The following is a 15,077-nucleotide window of genomic DNA, read 5'->3' as shown; positions in this document are numbered from 1 at the left end:
GTGGGCGTCGGGGCTACCGGCTGTGAAGGGGCAGTGTGCGCGGGGCCGCCAGCAAGCGCTGGTAGTACTCGGCTTCCCTGCGCTCCGCCCAATCCCACACCACCAGCCCAGATCCGGCCCTCCGTCGTCCCGGAGGTTGGGGCGGGCGTAGCTTGGCGCCCTCGGCGAGGCGCAGGAAGTGGGGGCGTTCGTTCGGGCTGGCCAGCAGTTCCTGGCTGCCAGTGAGGGCGGCGTAGCAGGCCGCGGCGCGCAGGAACGGCTGTGCCCAGGGCGGGATCGGGTGGATGGCGCAGCCGTCGGTGTAGCGGGCGGGGTCGTGGAAGGCGACGGTGACCGCGCCGGGGCCAAGGTCGTCGGTGCGGACGGTGAGGAGTTGCTGGTATGACGCGCCTGTCAGCAGCGTGGCGACCAGGGCTGCGGCCAGTCGGGGGTGCGCGGTTGCCCGGTGGATTCTGCGGGTGATCTCCTGAGCGGCTGTGTCGGTGAGCGGTCGTGGTGGCGGCCGTTGCTTCCAGTCGATCGGGGCCGGCGTGCACGGGCCGATGCAGGGGCGAGTGACGTCGTAGGAGACGAGGCGGTCAAGGGCAGGCAGCGTCACCCACCGGGCCGTTGGCATGCGCGGAAGGAATGCCGGCTCAGGAATGCCCACGGGAGTGGTGGGGCCCCGTCGTAGTAGTGGCTGCGGGCAGTGTCCAGGTCGCTGGTGACGGTGTGGGGCACGCCATACAGGGCCTGGTGGAGTGCGGCGGTCGGGCGGGGCCGGTGGCAGACCAGGGTCAGGGCGATGCCCGTCGCTTCGCGCAGGCGCAGGAGCCGCTCGATGCGGCGCGGGGTGAGCCGGTGGGCGCGTAGGACGGTGAGCCGAGCGGCGGGCATGGCGTGGATCCAGGCGGTGGCGGCCTGCCACGCCGGTTGCCGGCCTGGCGGGTAGCGGCCGGGCAGCAGCGGCGGCTTGCCCAGCGCCGCGAGGAGGTCGTGGGCGAGCGCGGTGTCGCTGATGGTGCCAGGTCCGGGGTGCAGGGTGATCCGGCCGACGGCGGGATCGTGGGAGGCCAGGGCGGTATGGGTGTGGGCCGCGTCGTCGTACCGGTCCAGCACGAGCACCACCGGCGGCGGCTTGATGGAGCTGGAGGAGGCGGTGGTCATGCGAGGCGGCTGAAGGCCCAGCGCAGCAACTCCCGGTCAGCCCGGGGCCGGCCGGTGCGGGCGAGCGCGGTGCGGGTGTGGGCGGTCAGCTGGGCCCAGGCGCGGAAGTTTCCGTGCGCGGCGTGGCTGTCGGCGAAGGCGATGTCCTCGGGGTCGGCATCGGCCCACACGGGATGGAACAGGGGAATGACCTGCTGGACCTCTTCGGGGGTGAGGCGGGTGAAGTGCTGCCGGATGAAGACGCGGGAGGAGAGCATCGGTTCGCGGCGCAGCACGGTGTGGCAGCCCTCGCCGCCGACGAAGACGACCGCGAAGCGGGTGGCGGGCCCGTCCCACAGGTAGCGGAAGTACTCGAACGCCTCCCCGTTGAGCCACTGGGCCTCGTCGACGAGGAAGGTGCGGGGGTGTTCGGCCAGTGCGTTCTTCAGCAGGCGGTCGAACTCGCTGGGGTGGCGGGGCGGCTCTCCGGGCAAATCCAGGGCGGTGAATAGCTCGTAGCGCACGGCGCGGGCGGTGGGACGGGCGCGGAAGGTGACCCGGCGGACGTCCTCTGCGGGTTCGAGTTCGCGCAGGCAGGTGTTGACCGCGAGGGTCTTGCCGAAGCCGGCGCCGCCGTGGATGCACATCATGGCCCGTGCGGCGACGGTGTCGGCGATGTTCTCCCGTGCGGTGAGCAGCGCGCGGGTGGTGACCACGGCCGCGTCGGGCAGGTCGACGTACTGGTAAGTGGCCGCGGTCATCAGGCGTCTCCTGCGGGGTGGGAGCCGGGCTCCGGCGGAGCCTCCGTCAGCGGCTCGACGTGAGTGGAGGCTGCGGGCCGAGGAAGGGGTGGCGCGGTGTCGGCTGCGATGCCGGGCGGGGTGCGCCAGTGCGCAGGCGGCGGGGGATGCGAGGCCAGCACCTGGGCGCAGTTGTCGCAAGAGCAGCAGCGGCGACTTGCCGGGCTGGGCCTGCATCCGGCTGAGACGCCGTCTCCCACGCCGTCCGCCAAGCGTGCGACGAAGGGCCCAGGCAAGGCGCAGCAGGCGTTCCAGCGGGGCCTGACGGCCCTGGCGCAGTGGGTGGAGCGGGAAGGTGACCGGCCGGTGCCCCGAGGCCATAGCGAAGAGATCTGCGTTGACGGCGAGACGGAGCCGGTGCCGGTAAAGCTGGGTGTATGGGTCACCAACACCAAGCAGCGGAGGGAAAAGCTCTCTCCCGCACAACGCCGCGCGCTGCGGAAGGTCGGTATCGACTGGGTGTGAGCAGCGGCGGTGACCGGGCGGTAGCCGGGCATCGTGCAGGGTGGTCAAGTGGGGCACTGAGAAGTTTTGTGCCTGACGTGGCCCGGGACTTCGTGCTGCGGGGGCCGGACGGCTCTAGGGGAGCCTTCACGCAGGTCCGCCAGGTGAGCGGCCCAGAACGTCGGCTGTTCCGGCGACCGCAGACGGTCGTGGGATACGACGAGTACCACTTCCGGGCCATGACCATGCCGTGATGGTCGCGTGCGCTGTATCCCGTTCGGCCGTCCCAACATCGACGTTGTCGCGGGTGTGCGTGGGTGCCGCACCGCCTCACTTATTTCGGCCGGGGGTGGGGCGCAAGGGTGGGATGTGAGACGCCCGGTCTCTGGCAACTGCAAGACGCTGCTGGCGAATTTCCTGTGCCGACGGAGGTTGCTGGTCAGTAGGTTTGCGCCATCGAAGGATGGGCGGACGGCTCGGAGGGGAAGGTGGACAGCTCGCAGGTCACCCTGCGCTTGGAGAAGGGCGTGACGGGGTTCCGAGGCGGGAGTGACCCGCCCTTGCCGAGTACCGATCCCAGGGCATGCCGTGTCGCCTGTATGCCGCGGCGCGGGCTGCGCACGGGCAGGTCGAGGACTTCACGGAGCAGGAGTACCCACAGAACTTCCACAGCGCCACGATCAGCGATCGGGAGGGCACGCACATCGCTCTGTTCCACGCTCACCATCCGCTGATTGCTTCGTTGGTGACCGGCGCTACTGGTACACCAGCGAATTCCAGGAAGCCCCTGCCTGGGCCACCGTCCTCGGCGACGTCGGTTTCGTCGTCTTGAGTGCAGCCCGGCTCCTCCCCCCACTGGCGGAGTCGGACACCTGTGCTCTGTCTGGCGCGGAGTGGCGTCAGATCAGGCACTGGCGGCCGGGGACGCTGGGCGCGACGCTCTTCAACTCGTGGGATTGATGGCCGGTCTTGGACGCCGGTCTTGGACGCCGGTCTTCCGCGTTCTCCTCGGCAGGACGGCGGCTCTCTCCTGGGAGGCTCGCTGATGCGGGCCGGGTGACGGCGCTGGGCCGGGTCTTTCTTCGTGGCAGGTCGGGGCGGTCGGGGTCTGCATGCGCCTGGTTTCCAAGATCGATTGTCAGTGGTGGGTGAGACGATGAGTGCATCGAGTCGGAAAAAGGGGGAGCAGTTATGTCCGGAAGCCAGAACTACATCAATCACGTTGCTCTTGTGCTGGATGCCAGTTCGTCCATGTCACACCTGAGCCGCAAGGTCGTCGAAGTCGCCGACCAGCAGATTTCCTATCTGGCCCGTCGGTCGAAGGAACTGGACCAGGAAACCCGCGTGACGGTGTACGTCTTCGCGGACAAGGTGGAGTGCGTCATCTACGACAAGGACGTGCTGCGAATGCCGTCCCTGAAGCAGCTGTACCGGGTCGGGGGAATGACGGCTCTGCTGGCGGCCACGCTGAAGTCGCAGAAGGAGCTGGCGCAGACAGCTCAGCTTTACGGCGACCACAGTTTCCTGACGTTCGTGCTGACCGACGGGCAGGAGAACGCAAGTCACCGCTGCCCGGACGCTGCCGGCGGGGATCCGCGTGAACTGGTGCGGGCCGTGGCGAAGATGACCGAGACGCAGGCGGACAACTGGACGCTGGCCGTCCTGGTGCCGGACCAGATGGGCAAGCGCGAGGCCATGCAGTGCGGCTTCCCGAAGGACAACATCGCCATCTGGGACGCCACGAGCACCCAGGGCCTGGAGGAGGCCGGACAGGTCATCCAGCAGGCGACCGAGAAATTCATGGTGGGGCGCACCCGGGGCATCCGGGGATCGCGGGCGGTGTTCTCTACGGGTGCCGAGGCTGTCAACAAGGACACCATAGAGGCAGCCGGTCTCACCCCGGTGAATCCGTCCGGGTACCAGCTGATTCCGGTGGCTCGCGAAGCGACGATCCGAAACTGGGTCGTCGAATGCGGACACGCTTTCCGTACCGGTTGTGCGTTCTATCAGCTGAGTAAGTCGGAGAAAGTCCAGGCACGGAAGCAGATTGCGGTGCTGGAGAAGAAGACGGACCGGGTGTTCACGGGGCCGGAGGCCCGGGCCCTGCTCGGTCTGCCGGACGAGGAGACTCGCGTCAAGCCGGACCACAACGACGACTTCACGATTTTTGTGCAGAGCACCAGCGTAAACCGGAAGCTGGTGCCGAACACACGGCTACTGCTGATGGTCTGACGCCGGGAAAGCCCCCGCCGGTCCGGCTGGCGGGGGCTGCCGGCGCAGGCCGGCGAAGGCGGCTTCGCTCGGGCGAAGCCGTTATTCGACGGCTTGCGGCTGCCTCGCCGGCAGCGGAAGGCCAGTGGGGGCGGTGGAGGTGGTGGGGCGGTGGTGGGGCGGTGGTGGGGCGGTGGCGCAGGCCGCGGGCTACGAACCTGCGCCATTGGGATGACCCGGCCTGGCCGAGCAAGCAGCGGACTGGCAACCTGCGGTCTGATCCCTCAGCAGGCGCCCTCGCCACTGGCGCCGGGGCCGTGAAAGATCAGCGGCTGTCTGACCGCTGCCGCCTGCCAGGCTGATCAGCCCCGGGCCCGGCCGTCAGAGGCTGATCAGGAATTGCCGGTGCTGGACGCAGTGCCGGGTGGGGGCTTGTCCGTGGAGTCGTCGGCCGGCGCGCGCAGGGAGGTGCGGCGCGAGCCAGGGTGTACGGCGCGAGGAGCTGCCCGCGGTGCGCGGTGTGTGCACGCTGCGACTTCTGCGCGGGCCCAGCCTCCGGCAAGGGCCGCCGCTTGCTGAAGGGCCGCCGCTTGCTGGAGCTGGGGAGACCTGGAGAGGTGCGCGAGGGCGGGCGGGGTGGGCCGGGTGGTGTGGGGGGTGTTCACGGGTGCTGCAGCCACTGGGTGTACCAGGTGCGAAAGCCGGGGCTGACGGGGACGAAGCCGCCCCAGTCCGGGTCGATCTGCCAGACTTCGCCGGCGTGCGGGCCGGTCAGGATCAGCCGGAGGAAGATGCCGCAGCCCTCTTCGGCCAGCATGAGCGTGCCCGAGGTCAGTTCCCCGGCCGGCGTGCCGGTCCGGCCGGGCAGGGGTTCGGTGAGGGGGAACGGCGCGGCGAGCCGGCCCGGCAGCCGGTCCTCTTCCCATTCGTCGTCCACGGCCCACTCCTCGCCGGCCTGCGGGCGGGGGGCGGTCAGCGGCATCAGCCCGTGACCGGGACCGGCTGGGCCGTTGCCGACCTCCGCGACGAAGGACCGGTAGGCCAACGGCAGTTCGATGCCGTGGGCTTCCTCGAACGCCCTGATCTCCGCCTTGGGCAACGGCGGCGCCAACTCGTACCGGTGCGTGTCCGCCCCGAAGCGCAGCCGCTTCGGGTCCCGTGCCGCCATCTGCCGTATGCGAGCGCGTACGCCGTCCTCGTCCCAGCTCCCCATCCAGCGACCGTAGCAACGAGGTCGGTGCCTGGTTCACCGCGCCGTGTGCACCGCACCCGGCGCGGTGAACCAGGCGCAGGGGCAGCACAGCGGGCAGCGCGCAGCACACGGGTCGGCTGCCGAACCGACGCCGGTGTTCCCGGCGATGGTCGTGAGCGGCTGCGGGGAGTCGTATGCCTGCGGGGGCGGCGACGGCGGCTGCGGGTAGCGGCGGCTGCGAGTAGTGAGGGGGCCTGGTGGCTTGGGTCAGGCTGGGGGCAGTGGGGGGCTGAGCGGGTTCGGGGCCGGTGTCGGTGTCGGTGTCGGTGTCGGTGTCGGTGTCGGTGTCGGTGTCGGGGCCGGTGTCGGGGCCGTGTGGTGTTCTGCGGCTGTGCGGCCGGTCTGCTGGGCGGGGAGGGGGCGTACGCATTCGATGAGGTAGTCGCCGGTGTCCGGGTCGAGGGTGACGCCGTGGGTCTCGCTGCGGAAGCCGGGGAAGCGGCGGTCGAAGGATTCCAGGGCGGTCAGGTAGCGCAGCAGGGGGCCGTCGGGGGTGCCGGTGTTCTCGCCCGGCATCAGGACGGGGATGCCCGGCGGGGTGACGGTGACCATGGCGGCGGCCACCCGGTCGGCCGCGTCGGTCAGTCTGACGCGCTCGGTGCCGCCGCGGATGAGGCGCTGGTAGCAGTGCCGGGGCGGGGTGACGGGCTCGGGCAGGTCCTGGAAGGCGGCATCGAGCAGCTCGACCAGGCGGGCGTCGCGCAGGTGGTGGTGCATCTGCCGGCACAGGTCGCGCAGGGTCTGTCCGGTGTAGCGGCGGGGGTGGGCGGCGACCAGTTCGGGCAGCACGCGCTCCAGGGGCGCGTTGTGGTCGTAGAGCGTTTTGAAGTCCATCAGGGCGTCCATCAGGGTGCCCCACTTGCCCTTGGTGATGCCCATGGAGAAGAGGATGAGTGTGGTGTAGCTGTCGGTCTTCTCCACCACGATGTTCCTGGTGGCCAGGTAGGCGGTGAGGACGCGGGCGGGGATGCCCGGGTCGGACATGTGGCCGGTGGCGTCGATGCCGGGGCAGGTGAGGGTGACCTTGACGGGGTCGAGCAGGCAGTAGCCCTGGGTCAGGCCGGTGAAGCCGTGCCAGTGGGCGTCGGGCTCCAGCTGCCAGCAGGAGGGTTCGGTGCGCAGCAGTTGGGGCGGTGCGTCGGCGAAGGGCAGACGTTCGCCGGTGGCCGGGTCGGTCACCGTCTCGGGCTGCCAGACGCCGAAGAACCAGTCGGGCCGGTCGTCGGCGGCGGCGATGCGCCGGGCGACGCGTACGACGCTCTGGCGGAAGCGGATGGCTTCGGTGACGGCTTCGTCGATGAGGCAGCGGCCCTGGGGGCCGTCCATCATCGCGGTGGCCACGTCGAGGGAGGCGATCATCGGATACAGCGGTGAGGTGGTGCCGTGCATCATGAACGCCTCGTTGAACCGTTCGTGCTCCACCGGCGCGCGGGGTGCGGGTTTGATGTGCACCATGGCGCTCTGGGAGAGGGCGGCCAGCAGCTTGTGGGTGGACTGGGTGGAGAAGACGGTGGGGCGTTCGGGCCCGGGGAAGGTGTCGGGGCCCACTGCCATGGCGTAGCGGCCGGCGTAGAGGGGGTGGAAGCGGGCGTAGGCGAACCAGGCTTCGTCGAAGTGGAGCCGGGGGGTGCTGGGTGCGAGGGCGCGGGCGACCTGGAGGGTGTCGTAGCACAGGCCGTCGTAGGTGGAGTTGGTCAGCACCGCGTACTGGGCCCGGGGGGAGACGGCGCCCCGGGTCAGGGGGTTGCGGCTGGTGCGGGAGGCGACCGAGGGTGCCTGGATCTCGGCGGGCGGCAGGGGGCCTGCCAGTCCGTAGCCGTTGCGGGTGGGGATGAGGTAGACCGGCCGGGCTCCGGAGAGGACCAGGCCGTGCAGCACCGATTTGTGGCAGTTGCGGTCCACCAGTGCGATCTCGTCCTGGGTGACGCTGAAGTGACCGACCATCCGGTCGCAGGTGGAGTCGCCGTGCAGGACGAAGTAGGTGCGGTCGGCGCCGAAGACGCGGGCGGCGTTGCGTTCTGCCGCACCGATGGGGCCGGTGTGTTCGAAGAGGGAACCGAGTTCGGCGACGGAGATCGACAGGTCGCTGCGCAGCAGCCGTTCGCCGAAGTAGTCGTGGAAGGCCCGGCCGACAGGGGACTTGAGGAAGGCGACCCCGCCGGAGTGGGCAGGGGTGTGCCAGGAGTACTCGTGCGCGTCGTCGAAGCGGCGCAGTGCCTCGAAGAACGGCGGCAGCAGGTTGTGCTGGTAGCCGCGGGCGGCGCTGGCGATGCGTCCGGCGATGAAGGGGGCGGTGTCCTCCAGCGGCCAGATGTAGCCGATCACCGCTTCGGCCACCCACAGGGGCAGGTGTTCCAGGTCCTCGCCGGCCGTGACCAGGAAGACGGGAAGGTCGTGGAAGCGCCGGCCGGCGTGGCGCAGCACCTCGGCGCCGCCGGTTTCGCCGCCGTCTGCGGCGGTCTGGGGAAGGTCCCAGTCGACCACGGCGGCGGCCAGGCCTGCCTCGGTGCGCAGCACTGCCTGGGCGTCACCGGCGGTGGTGGCCCAGCGCACGTCGAGGCCTCGGCTCTCCAGCTCCTTGCGGATGGCGCGCAGTTGCTCGGCGGCGGCGCCTTCGCTGTGGGGGAGCTCGCGTACCGCGAACAGAATCGTCCCGTCGGTCATAGTGGCCCTTTGCTCTGCGCGTGTCGGTGATGGTCAGCTGTGTGCGCCATGCGTGCTGTCCGAGAGACAACCGGTGCGTGCGCCATGCGTGCTGTCCGAAGGCAACCGGAAGATCGCCGGCAGCGGCCCGGTGACGGGGCGAAACCACTCCGATGAGGGAAACCCGGCTACTGGCCGTGGTGTGTGGACGCTGTGGCGGCGGACTTCGGCGGACTTCGGCGGACTTCGGCGGACTTCGGTGGGCTTGGACGGGCTTGGGCGGGCTTCGGCGTGTGCTGGGTGTGCTGCGGGTGCTGCGTGCTGAGGGCTACGGCGTTCCGCGGCAGGCTGACCGGTGACCAGGGACCTGCTGAGGGCCCCGCCGCGACCCGCGCCATGCTGACCGGGGACCGGGGACCGGGGACCGGGGACCGGGGACCGGGGACCGGGGACCGGGGACCGGGGACCGGGGACCGGGGACCGGGGACCGGGGACCGGGGACCGGGGACCGGGGACCGGGGACCGGGGACCGGGGACCGGGGACCGGGGACCGGGGACCGGGGACCGGGGACCGGGGACCGGGGACCGGGGACCGGGCGGCCGGCGTGCTGATGTCCCGGTCCGTCCGCTGCTGCGCCGGTGGACGGGCCCTCCACCCGCTCCCGCTGCCGTTCCCGCTGCCGCTCCCGTTCCCGTTCCCGTTTGCGCTGTGAGGCGGTCTCGGTCTGTGGCGCCGGTCCGGCGGCAGCACATGCCACACGGGCTGCCGCCGCAGCCGGTTGACGGCGGGCTCGGCTCCATGAAGCGCAGCGGTGAGGGGGTCTCCTCCCCTGCCTGCCGCCTGTCCCGGCTGAGGGGGAGCGCGGCCTGCCTCCAGCTGGAACGGGAGCGCGTGGACCGGCGCGTCGTCGAGGCCGCGATACGGGCGCAGGCACAGGAACGGGAGCAGGGCCGGCGCGGCCTGCCAGGCCGCTGTCCGCACGGGGCCGCCGGCGGACAGGGCGGCCTGGGGCCCGTTGCGCACCGTGGTGCGTACCGTCCTGTTCCTCCGGCGCCTGGAACGAGCTGGCCCGCACGGCGAGGCAGGCTGGGCGGCGCCGCGTTGCTCGGGGCGGACGGATAATCTGGGCCCGTCAGCGAAGATCACAGAAGGGCGGAGCACATGGCAGACATCATGGAGACGGCGGCGCGGAAGGTCTTCGAGCGCTACGACCTCGACGGGGACGGCCAGGTCACCGCGGACGAATACCGCAAGGTCGTGGCGGAGCTGGAGGGCTCGCAGATCACCGAAGCGCAGGCCCAGGAGCTGATCGACTCACTCGACACCGACGGCGACCGCCAGATGTCCTTCGAGGAGTTCTGGGCCGCCATGAAGGGCTGACCTGCCGGACCCGGCACGTGACGGTGTGCCGCGGGCGGCCGGCACGTCAACGTGGCGGCCGGCACGTCAACGCTCCAGGCCCAGGCCGGCTCCGCGGCCCACACAGGCCACCTGCCCCCTGCGCGAAGGCTGCCCGGATTGGAAGATCAGGCCTGGTCAGGCTCTGCTTCCGGCTGGTCCAGCTCGGCCTCGGCGGTCAGCGGGCGCCGGAGTTCTTGTCTGCGAGCCGGGTCTGAGGGCGTGTCACCTGCCGCTGTGGAGGGGCTTGGACCGGCCGCTGTGGAGTGGCTTGGACCGGCCGGTCGGAGGGGCTTGGACCGGCCGGCGGAGCAGTCAGCTTCCGGACGGGTGGCGGTTGTGCATCGGTATGCCTACGGGAGCGAAGGGCGGCGAGGCCGAAGGCCAGTCCTCCGGCGATGAACCAGGGGTTCCAGAGGGCCAGCGTCCAGGCCCGCTGCCCCACGCTCACCGAGGTGTCCAGGTGCGTCGTGTGGGTCAGCAGCAGCACCTCGATACCGATCCCCCGGGCCAGTAGGAGGGCACTGACGCCCCACCCCAGCCACCGTGCCAGCAGAGCTGGAACACCCCGGAGCCTGGAGAGGGCAAGCAGCCACGCCAGCAAGGCGCCGAGGAGGCAGAACACACCCACACCCCACAAACCGGCCACGACGAACCACAGCGGGCGCTCGGTGGCCAGCGGACCGGCGGAGATGCTCAGCCCCGCCTCACCGCCCACGGCCCAGTAGAAATGCACCCCGGCGAACACGGCCGCCCACAAACATGCGACACGCCCCCACAGCACGGACGGTTTTGCGCCCGCTCCCGCCAGTTCGCGTCTCACCGCCGGCCCTCAAGGCCATCGCGCCTGCCGGCGCACGGGCCGTCCGCCTCCTGCGGCAACACGATGAACGCCGTGCCCAGGGCCAGGTCGATGCCGGAACGGGGCGGCGCCCCCTCCCTCCCGTCATCCCGCCGCAGCAGCTCCACCCGCCGCTGCTCCAGCTCCACCGTCTTGTTTCCGTTCACGACCGCCGTGAACTCATCGAAGGCCGTGGTCGACAACGACTGCCCCGTACGCCTGCGCAGCCACGGCATCAAGCCCAGCCCCGTGAACCACCGCCACGCGCTCTCCACCAGGGCGAACAAGACCAGCAGACACACGAACGCCGGGAACGACATGAGCCAAAGCGTCACAGGTGACCCCAACGTCCTCAACACAGGTGACGGCCGGGAAACGACGCAGAGCCCGGGCCTCGTTCTCATCGGACGTGCGAACGAGGAGAACTCGGGGCCCCGGACACCGGCCCGCGCCCGACCCCTCACACAGACACCCGGCACCCCTCCCGGCAGCGTTGCACCCACCCCGACCGGGGCGGCCCCCCATCCCGCAGGCAAGCCGCTCTGCCCAGAGCAGCACAGGCCGCCCGGCCCCTCGACCGCCCACGTCGTTCCCGTCGTTCCCGTCGTTCCCGTCGTTCCCGTCGTTCCCGTCGTTCCCGTCTCGCTGACTGCCATGGGACCACTGTTCCGGACCCCCGCCACGCAGGGATCAGGCCGGCGCATGATCCGCTTCCCCCCTACGGCGGAGGCGCCACACCAGGGAGATCCACCGCACGGCGCAGCGCCGTGGGAGCGGCCTGCTTCGGTAGACCCGCCGGACAGCACACCCAGAGCCCCAGCCGCATCCCGGGCCGACGCAAGCTCAGCCGCACGCCCGATACCGCCTTCTTCAGGCGGGATCCACCATGCTGGTGGAGACCTGCCAAAGGAGCGCATCATGTCGTACCCGGAATACCTCAAGTACCCGGAGCCCCGCTACCACGGCACCAAAGGCGAAGTGAGTGCGTCCTTCCGCCCGGCCAACACCCCGCCGGACATCTCCCCGCCCGGCGGCTCCACCCACTACCTCGCCACCAACGACTCGACCGGCGGCGAATTCGGCCTGTACAAGGTGGAGTTGGGCGCACGGTCTGCTGGAGCCAGGACCCACTTCCACAAGGCGATGTCGGAGTCCTTCTACATCCTCTCCGGCGAACTGGAGCTCTACAACGGCGAACGGTGGGTCACGGGCCGCGAGGGCGACTTCCTGTACGTACCGGTCGGAGGTCTGCACGCCTTCAAAAACACCACCGACGAGCCCACGTCCATGCTCCTGCTCTTCTCCCCCGGCGCCCCACGCGAGGAATACTTCGAACGGGTCGCAGAGATGACACAGCGCGGCGGCGAGACACTTAAACAGTTCCGCATCCGGCACGATAGCTACTTCACCGAAGACTTCGAGCACGGCGCGGAGTAATCCGGGCTGCGGCACGACCACCACTCCCCGCCCGGCACGCGGCGGCCACCACCACGGCAAGTACGGCCTGCACAAATACCATGGCACGGTAGCCACCACCGGACATGACAGGCATCCTGGACGAGCGGGACGCAGAACCACCAGCCCTCGAAACGCGGACTCGTCAGCTGCACCCACGGAACCCGGGGCGAGCAGTGCAGGCAGAAGGCACGTCACACCGAGGCCACACCGGGGCTGCCCCGCGGTCATGACCGCTCTCCCCTCTTGGTGAAGGTACCCACGTATCCCAACGGCCGAAGGGACATCAGGGCGACCGGCTTGGGAAGCGACCGCGACGGGCTGCGCTGCCTGGCCGCAGCGCTCTACGCAACGGCAGGCGTGCGTGATGAGTGCGCGGGGCAACACCTCAAACAGCGAATGCTGCGACTCGAACAGAGAAAGCTGCGATGACATCGCCGAGCCCGGCACCGCACGTGCGAGGCAGAGCAAAGCCCGTCAGCCGTCACCCCGCCCCAGCCCCGGCGCAGCCACCACCACCAGCGCGCAGCACTATTGCTCAAGGTCTACGCCCTGGGCAGAGTTTCTCGGATCTCCGGACGTGGGAGGGGTGTCGGGTCAGGCTGGTTCCATGGTCGTGGGGATTTAACGAACGCAGAGTGGCATCGACTGGAGTCTGCCTCGCGGTGGTGCGCGTGGAGGGCGGTGGAGTGATCACCGACGGGTGATTAACGGAGTGCCGTACCGGGTGCGGACGGGTGTGCAGCAGCGGGACCTTCCCGAGCGGTCCGGGCCGTAGAAGACCATCTACAAACGTCATCGCCGCTGGCCAGCAGACGGCACGTAGGAGAGGCCACTGCCCCTCGTCCAGGCCGCCCAGGACGCTGAGGACCGAAACGACTGGGACGTGTCAGTGGACTCCACCGCGGTACGGGCCCACCAGCACACCGCCGACGCGAGGAAGGTACCCCCAGCCGCGGTTCCTCAAAAAGAGCCCGGGCAGGGACGAACCGAGTCGATCCAGTGCTGCGGAAACCGGCCGTCCAATGGGAGGACGTGATCAGACCGGCGAATACCTGGGACCCTCCCACGCGGCTCCACCACCAAAATCCACCTCGCCGCCAAGAGACGACGCCGACCCCTCACCCTCGCTCTGACACCCGGGCACTACAGTGACGGCCCCCAGCTCGAGCGAGTGCCGAAGCAGGCTTCCGAACCCCGCACCGGACTCGGCGGCCACCCAGCCCACCCGACCACGTCCTGACAGACAAGGCCCACACCTCCCGCAACAACCACCGTCACCTGCCACAACACGGAATCCGGCACACCACCCCCCAACGCCCCCACCAACAACGACACCGACACAACCGCGGCTTTCGACGCCAGCCACCCACCGGACTCAACAGCGAACACCACAAAAACCCCACACCCACAAGCGAACCACCAACCACCCCAAGACCTTCCGGCCATCACCACCCGCTACGAGAAACACACCTACGCCTACCTCGAAACCCTCACACCCACAACCCTCACGATCTCGCTCCAAACACAACCCGAAAAACAGTGCCTAACTGGCTGCCTCAAGCAAGATTCCTGCCAACGCTCTCCGCACACGGCGGACGGGCGTATCGCGCCAAGGAGCGGCAGAAGCGTGGCGGCGAGTGGGTCAGACCATCGAGGGGGCAGGAGCCGCGCTCGGCGTCGTGGGTGAGCACAGAGCGCCGGAGCCACCGTGTTCACGGACGTCTCTCGTATCCTCCCCGAGCGCATCCTGCCTCGTCGCCGCCACGGCTCCCCTGCTCATCCAGGTGTTCCGGTCCCAACTGCTCCGTCCGCCTGGAGCAGGCGACTGTGCGTGTCCCGCCCCGGGCGACCCTGTTCCTCCAGGAATGGGACGCCGGGCTCGCCGACGACGCCGTCGCCTGTCTCACCTGGAGGACAGCGTCTCCTACGAGGGTGAGATGCCGTTGCTTTTCGACCGCTAGGCCCGGCGGCTCCTGGCCGTCGAGGAAGCAGTGGTCTCCGAGGGCCCGGAAACGGGGACACAGGGCAGCGTCGTCTTCCTGGACATGGTGTCGCTGTAACGGGTCGGTGGTGCCGGGCCCTGCGTCCCGCTCCTGCGCCAGCGGTCAGGCCACCGGCGACTGGCAACTACATTTGACCTGACAGGTGAATACCTGGGTGCCACCCCGCCAGCAGAAGCACTTCTCCGTCTTCAGCGTGTCCCCCTGCGCGCAGCCAGCCTTGGCCTTGCAGTCCGCCTTGGCGGCCTCGCATGCCTCCTTCAGGGTGTCCCCGTCGCCTTGGCCAGCCACGCCACCAGAGCTGGACTCCGCGAGCACGATCTGCCCGTCCTGGTCCCCGCCCTGGGCTGCCTGGAACCCCTTGATCGCACCGATTGTGGCCGGTCCCACCAGGCCATCCACAACGATCAGCTCAAGGCCGTTGTCGGCCCGGAAGTCGTTGAGGAACTCCTGGACATCCCGCACATCCTCGGGCTGATTGTCGCCATTAAGGCCGACCAAACGAACAAATGACACGACCACTCCTGAACATCTACGGAGAAAGTGAGGCACTCGCAGGCTAGCGACAGCACGCGCCTCGACCGCCCATCCCAGCGCGCGTGCCGGACTCGACGGAATCACCATCCCCACGATGGCCTACAGGCCTGCCCGCACCGGGGCATACCACCACCACTATGCGATGGACGGGCCAGGCAGCGATCGGGCGGCTCCTCGGGGAGGGACTCGTCGACGGGCTCGGCGGTGAAAGCGGTGCCGTCGTCGACCCCGCCGACGAAAGAGGAGGGCAGAACTGACAACCTCGCGTAACCCGGAGTCGCCTATTCCTCAGCTGCTGAGGGCCCGTGATCGTCGTGAGTGGTCACCGGGGCGTAGCCGACATCCACATTACAAAGAGCCCTACCTC

General features: G+C 69.7%; 12 protein-coding genes and 1 pseudogene. 5 read left to right on the top strand and 8 right to left on the bottom strand.

Translation table 11 applies throughout. From position 1 onward, the window contains the following. Nucleotides 1–13: 13 nt before the first annotated feature. Genes K7C20_RS38910 through K7C20_RS37825 form a run of 3 tightly spaced genes read right to left on the bottom strand, consistent with a single transcriptional unit; the run spans nt 14 to nt 1,886 of the window. A complete protein-coding gene (locus tag K7C20_RS38910; protein WP_052414337.1) occupies nt 14–616 on the bottom strand; it encodes a hypothetical protein in 603 nt (200 codons plus the stop codon). Further along, nucleotides 595–1,146: a hypothetical protein gene (locus K7C20_RS38905; protein ID WP_245171005.1), complete on the bottom strand. Its 552-nt coding sequence runs from the start codon at nt 1,144–1,146 to the stop codon at nt 595–597. Before K7C20_RS38905 ends, K7C20_RS38910 begins: the two co-directional genes overlap by 22 nt. Beyond that, nucleotides 1,143–1,886 (bottom strand): ATP-binding protein, encoded by a 744-nt coding sequence (locus tag K7C20_RS37825; protein ID WP_030083984.1) that lies wholly within the window; start codon nt 1,884–1,886, stop codon nt 1,143–1,145. The genes K7C20_RS38905 and K7C20_RS37825 overlap by 4 nt, the downstream gene beginning before the upstream one ends. Before the next feature lie 96 nt (nt 1,887–1,982). Here K7C20_RS37825 and K7C20_RS37820 point away from each other — a divergent pair, with 96 nt between their 5' ends. Beyond that, nucleotides 1,983–2,390, top strand: coding sequence for a helicase associated domain-containing protein (locus K7C20_RS37820; protein ID WP_030083982.1), 408 nt, complete (start codon nt 1,983–1,985; stop codon nt 2,388–2,390). 1,170 nt (nt 2,391–3,560) lie between these two features. Then, nucleotides 3,561–4,601, top strand: coding sequence for a vWA domain-containing protein (locus K7C20_RS37815; protein WP_030083978.1), 1,041 nt, complete (start codon nt 3,561–3,563; stop codon nt 4,599–4,601). Nucleotides 4,602–5,241: 640 nt separating this feature from the next. Here K7C20_RS37815 and K7C20_RS37810 read toward each other — a convergent pair. Both K7C20_RS37810 and K7C20_RS37805 read right to left on the bottom strand, forming a co-directional pair. Next, nucleotides 5,242–5,793, bottom strand: coding sequence for an SMI1/KNR4 family protein (locus K7C20_RS37810; protein ID WP_048828433.1), 552 nt, complete (start codon nt 5,791–5,793; stop codon nt 5,242–5,244). Nucleotides 5,794–6,039: 246 nt separating this feature from the next. After that, nucleotides 6,040–8,496, bottom strand: a complete 2,457-nt coding sequence (locus tag K7C20_RS37805; protein ID WP_078953008.1) for an Orn/Lys/Arg family decarboxylase — start codon at nt 8,494–8,496, stop codon at nt 6,040–6,042. 1,141 nt (nt 8,497–9,637) lie between these two features. On the opposite strand from K7C20_RS37805, the gene K7C20_RS37800 reads away from it, so the two are divergent. Next, a complete protein-coding gene (locus K7C20_RS37800; RefSeq protein ID WP_030084834.1) occupies nt 9,638–9,856 on the top strand; it encodes an EF-hand domain-containing protein in 219 nt (72 codons plus the stop codon). Between the two features lie 196 nt (nt 9,857–10,052). Here K7C20_RS37800 and K7C20_RS37795 read toward each other — a convergent pair whose 3' ends face one another. Both K7C20_RS37795 and K7C20_RS37790 read right to left on the bottom strand, forming a co-directional pair. Beyond that, entirely contained in the window at nt 10,053–10,697 is a 645-nt protein-coding gene (locus tag K7C20_RS37795) for a DUF3995 domain-containing protein (RefSeq protein WP_209443864.1), read from the bottom strand. Then, complete coding sequence (locus K7C20_RS37790; protein ID WP_150127177.1) at nt 10,694–11,035, bottom strand: DUF6191 domain-containing protein; 342 nt, start codon at nt 11,033–11,035, stop codon at nt 10,694–10,696. The genes K7C20_RS37795 and K7C20_RS37790 overlap by 4 nt, the downstream gene beginning before the upstream one ends. A 598-nt stretch (nt 11,036–11,633) precedes the next feature. Between K7C20_RS37790 and K7C20_RS37785 the strand changes: the two genes are divergently transcribed. Both K7C20_RS37785 and K7C20_RS39635 read left to right on the top strand, forming a co-directional pair. Next, nucleotides 11,634–12,152 carry a cupin domain-containing protein gene (locus tag K7C20_RS37785; RefSeq protein WP_030084840.1) on the top strand — a complete coding sequence of 173 codons (519 nt, stop codon included), beginning with the start codon at nt 11,634–11,636 and terminating at the stop codon, nt 12,150–12,152. Nucleotides 12,153–12,740: 588 nt separating this feature from the next. Next, nucleotides 12,741–13,338, top strand: a pseudogene (locus K7C20_RS39635) (transposase); the annotation flags it as partial. Between the two features lie 940 nt (nt 13,339–14,278). Here the strand turns inward: K7C20_RS39635 and K7C20_RS37780 are convergent. Next, on the bottom strand, nt 14,279–14,689 hold the full coding sequence (locus K7C20_RS37780; RefSeq protein ID WP_160328755.1) for a peptidoglycan-binding domain-containing protein: 411 nt from the start codon (nt 14,687–14,689) through the stop codon (nt 14,279–14,281). Nucleotides 14,690–15,077 lie beyond the last annotated feature (388 nt).

The organism is Streptomyces decoyicus (assembly GCF_019880305.1).
In the GTDB taxonomy this organism is placed as follows: Bacteria; Actinomycetota; Actinomycetes; order Streptomycetales; family Streptomycetaceae; genus Streptomyces; species Streptomyces decoyicus.
The sequence above is the reverse complement of the archived record's forward strand: the minus strand, read 5'-3'. Positions and strand labels throughout refer to the sequence as shown.

What these genes read in the sequence shown, in the direction of transcription:
- K7C20_RS38910 (WP_052414337.1), bottom strand. Translation starts at nt 616, where the DNA reads ATGCCAACGGCCCGGTGGGTGACGCTGCCTGCCCTTGACCGCCTCGTC.
- K7C20_RS38905 (WP_245171005.1), bottom strand. Translation starts at nt 1,146, where the DNA reads ATGACCACCGCCTCCTCCAGCTCCATCAAGCCGCCGCCGGTGGTGCTC.
- K7C20_RS37825 (WP_030083984.1), bottom strand. Translation starts at nt 1,886, where the DNA reads ATGACCGCGGCCACTTACCAGTACGTCGACCTGCCCGACGCGGCCGTG.
- K7C20_RS37815 (WP_030083978.1), top strand. Translation starts at nt 3,561, where the DNA reads ATGTCCGGAAGCCAGAACTACATCAATCACGTTGCTCTTGTGCTGGAT.
- K7C20_RS37810 (WP_048828433.1), bottom strand. Translation starts at nt 5,793, where the DNA reads ATGGGGAGCTGGGACGAGGACGGCGTACGCGCTCGCATACGGCAGATG.
- K7C20_RS37805 (WP_078953008.1), bottom strand. Translation starts at nt 8,496, where the DNA reads ATGACCGACGGGACGATTCTGTTCGCGGTACGCGAGCTCCCCCACAGC.
- K7C20_RS37800 (WP_030084834.1), top strand. Translation starts at nt 9,638, where the DNA reads ATGGCAGACATCATGGAGACGGCGGCGCGGAAGGTCTTCGAGCGCTAC.
- K7C20_RS37790 (WP_150127177.1), bottom strand. Translation starts at nt 11,035, where the DNA reads ATGTCGTTCCCGGCGTTCGTGTGTCTGCTGGTCTTGTTCGCCCTGGTG.
- K7C20_RS37785 (WP_030084840.1), top strand. Translation starts at nt 11,634, where the DNA reads ATGTCGTACCCGGAATACCTCAAGTACCCGGAGCCCCGCTACCACGGC.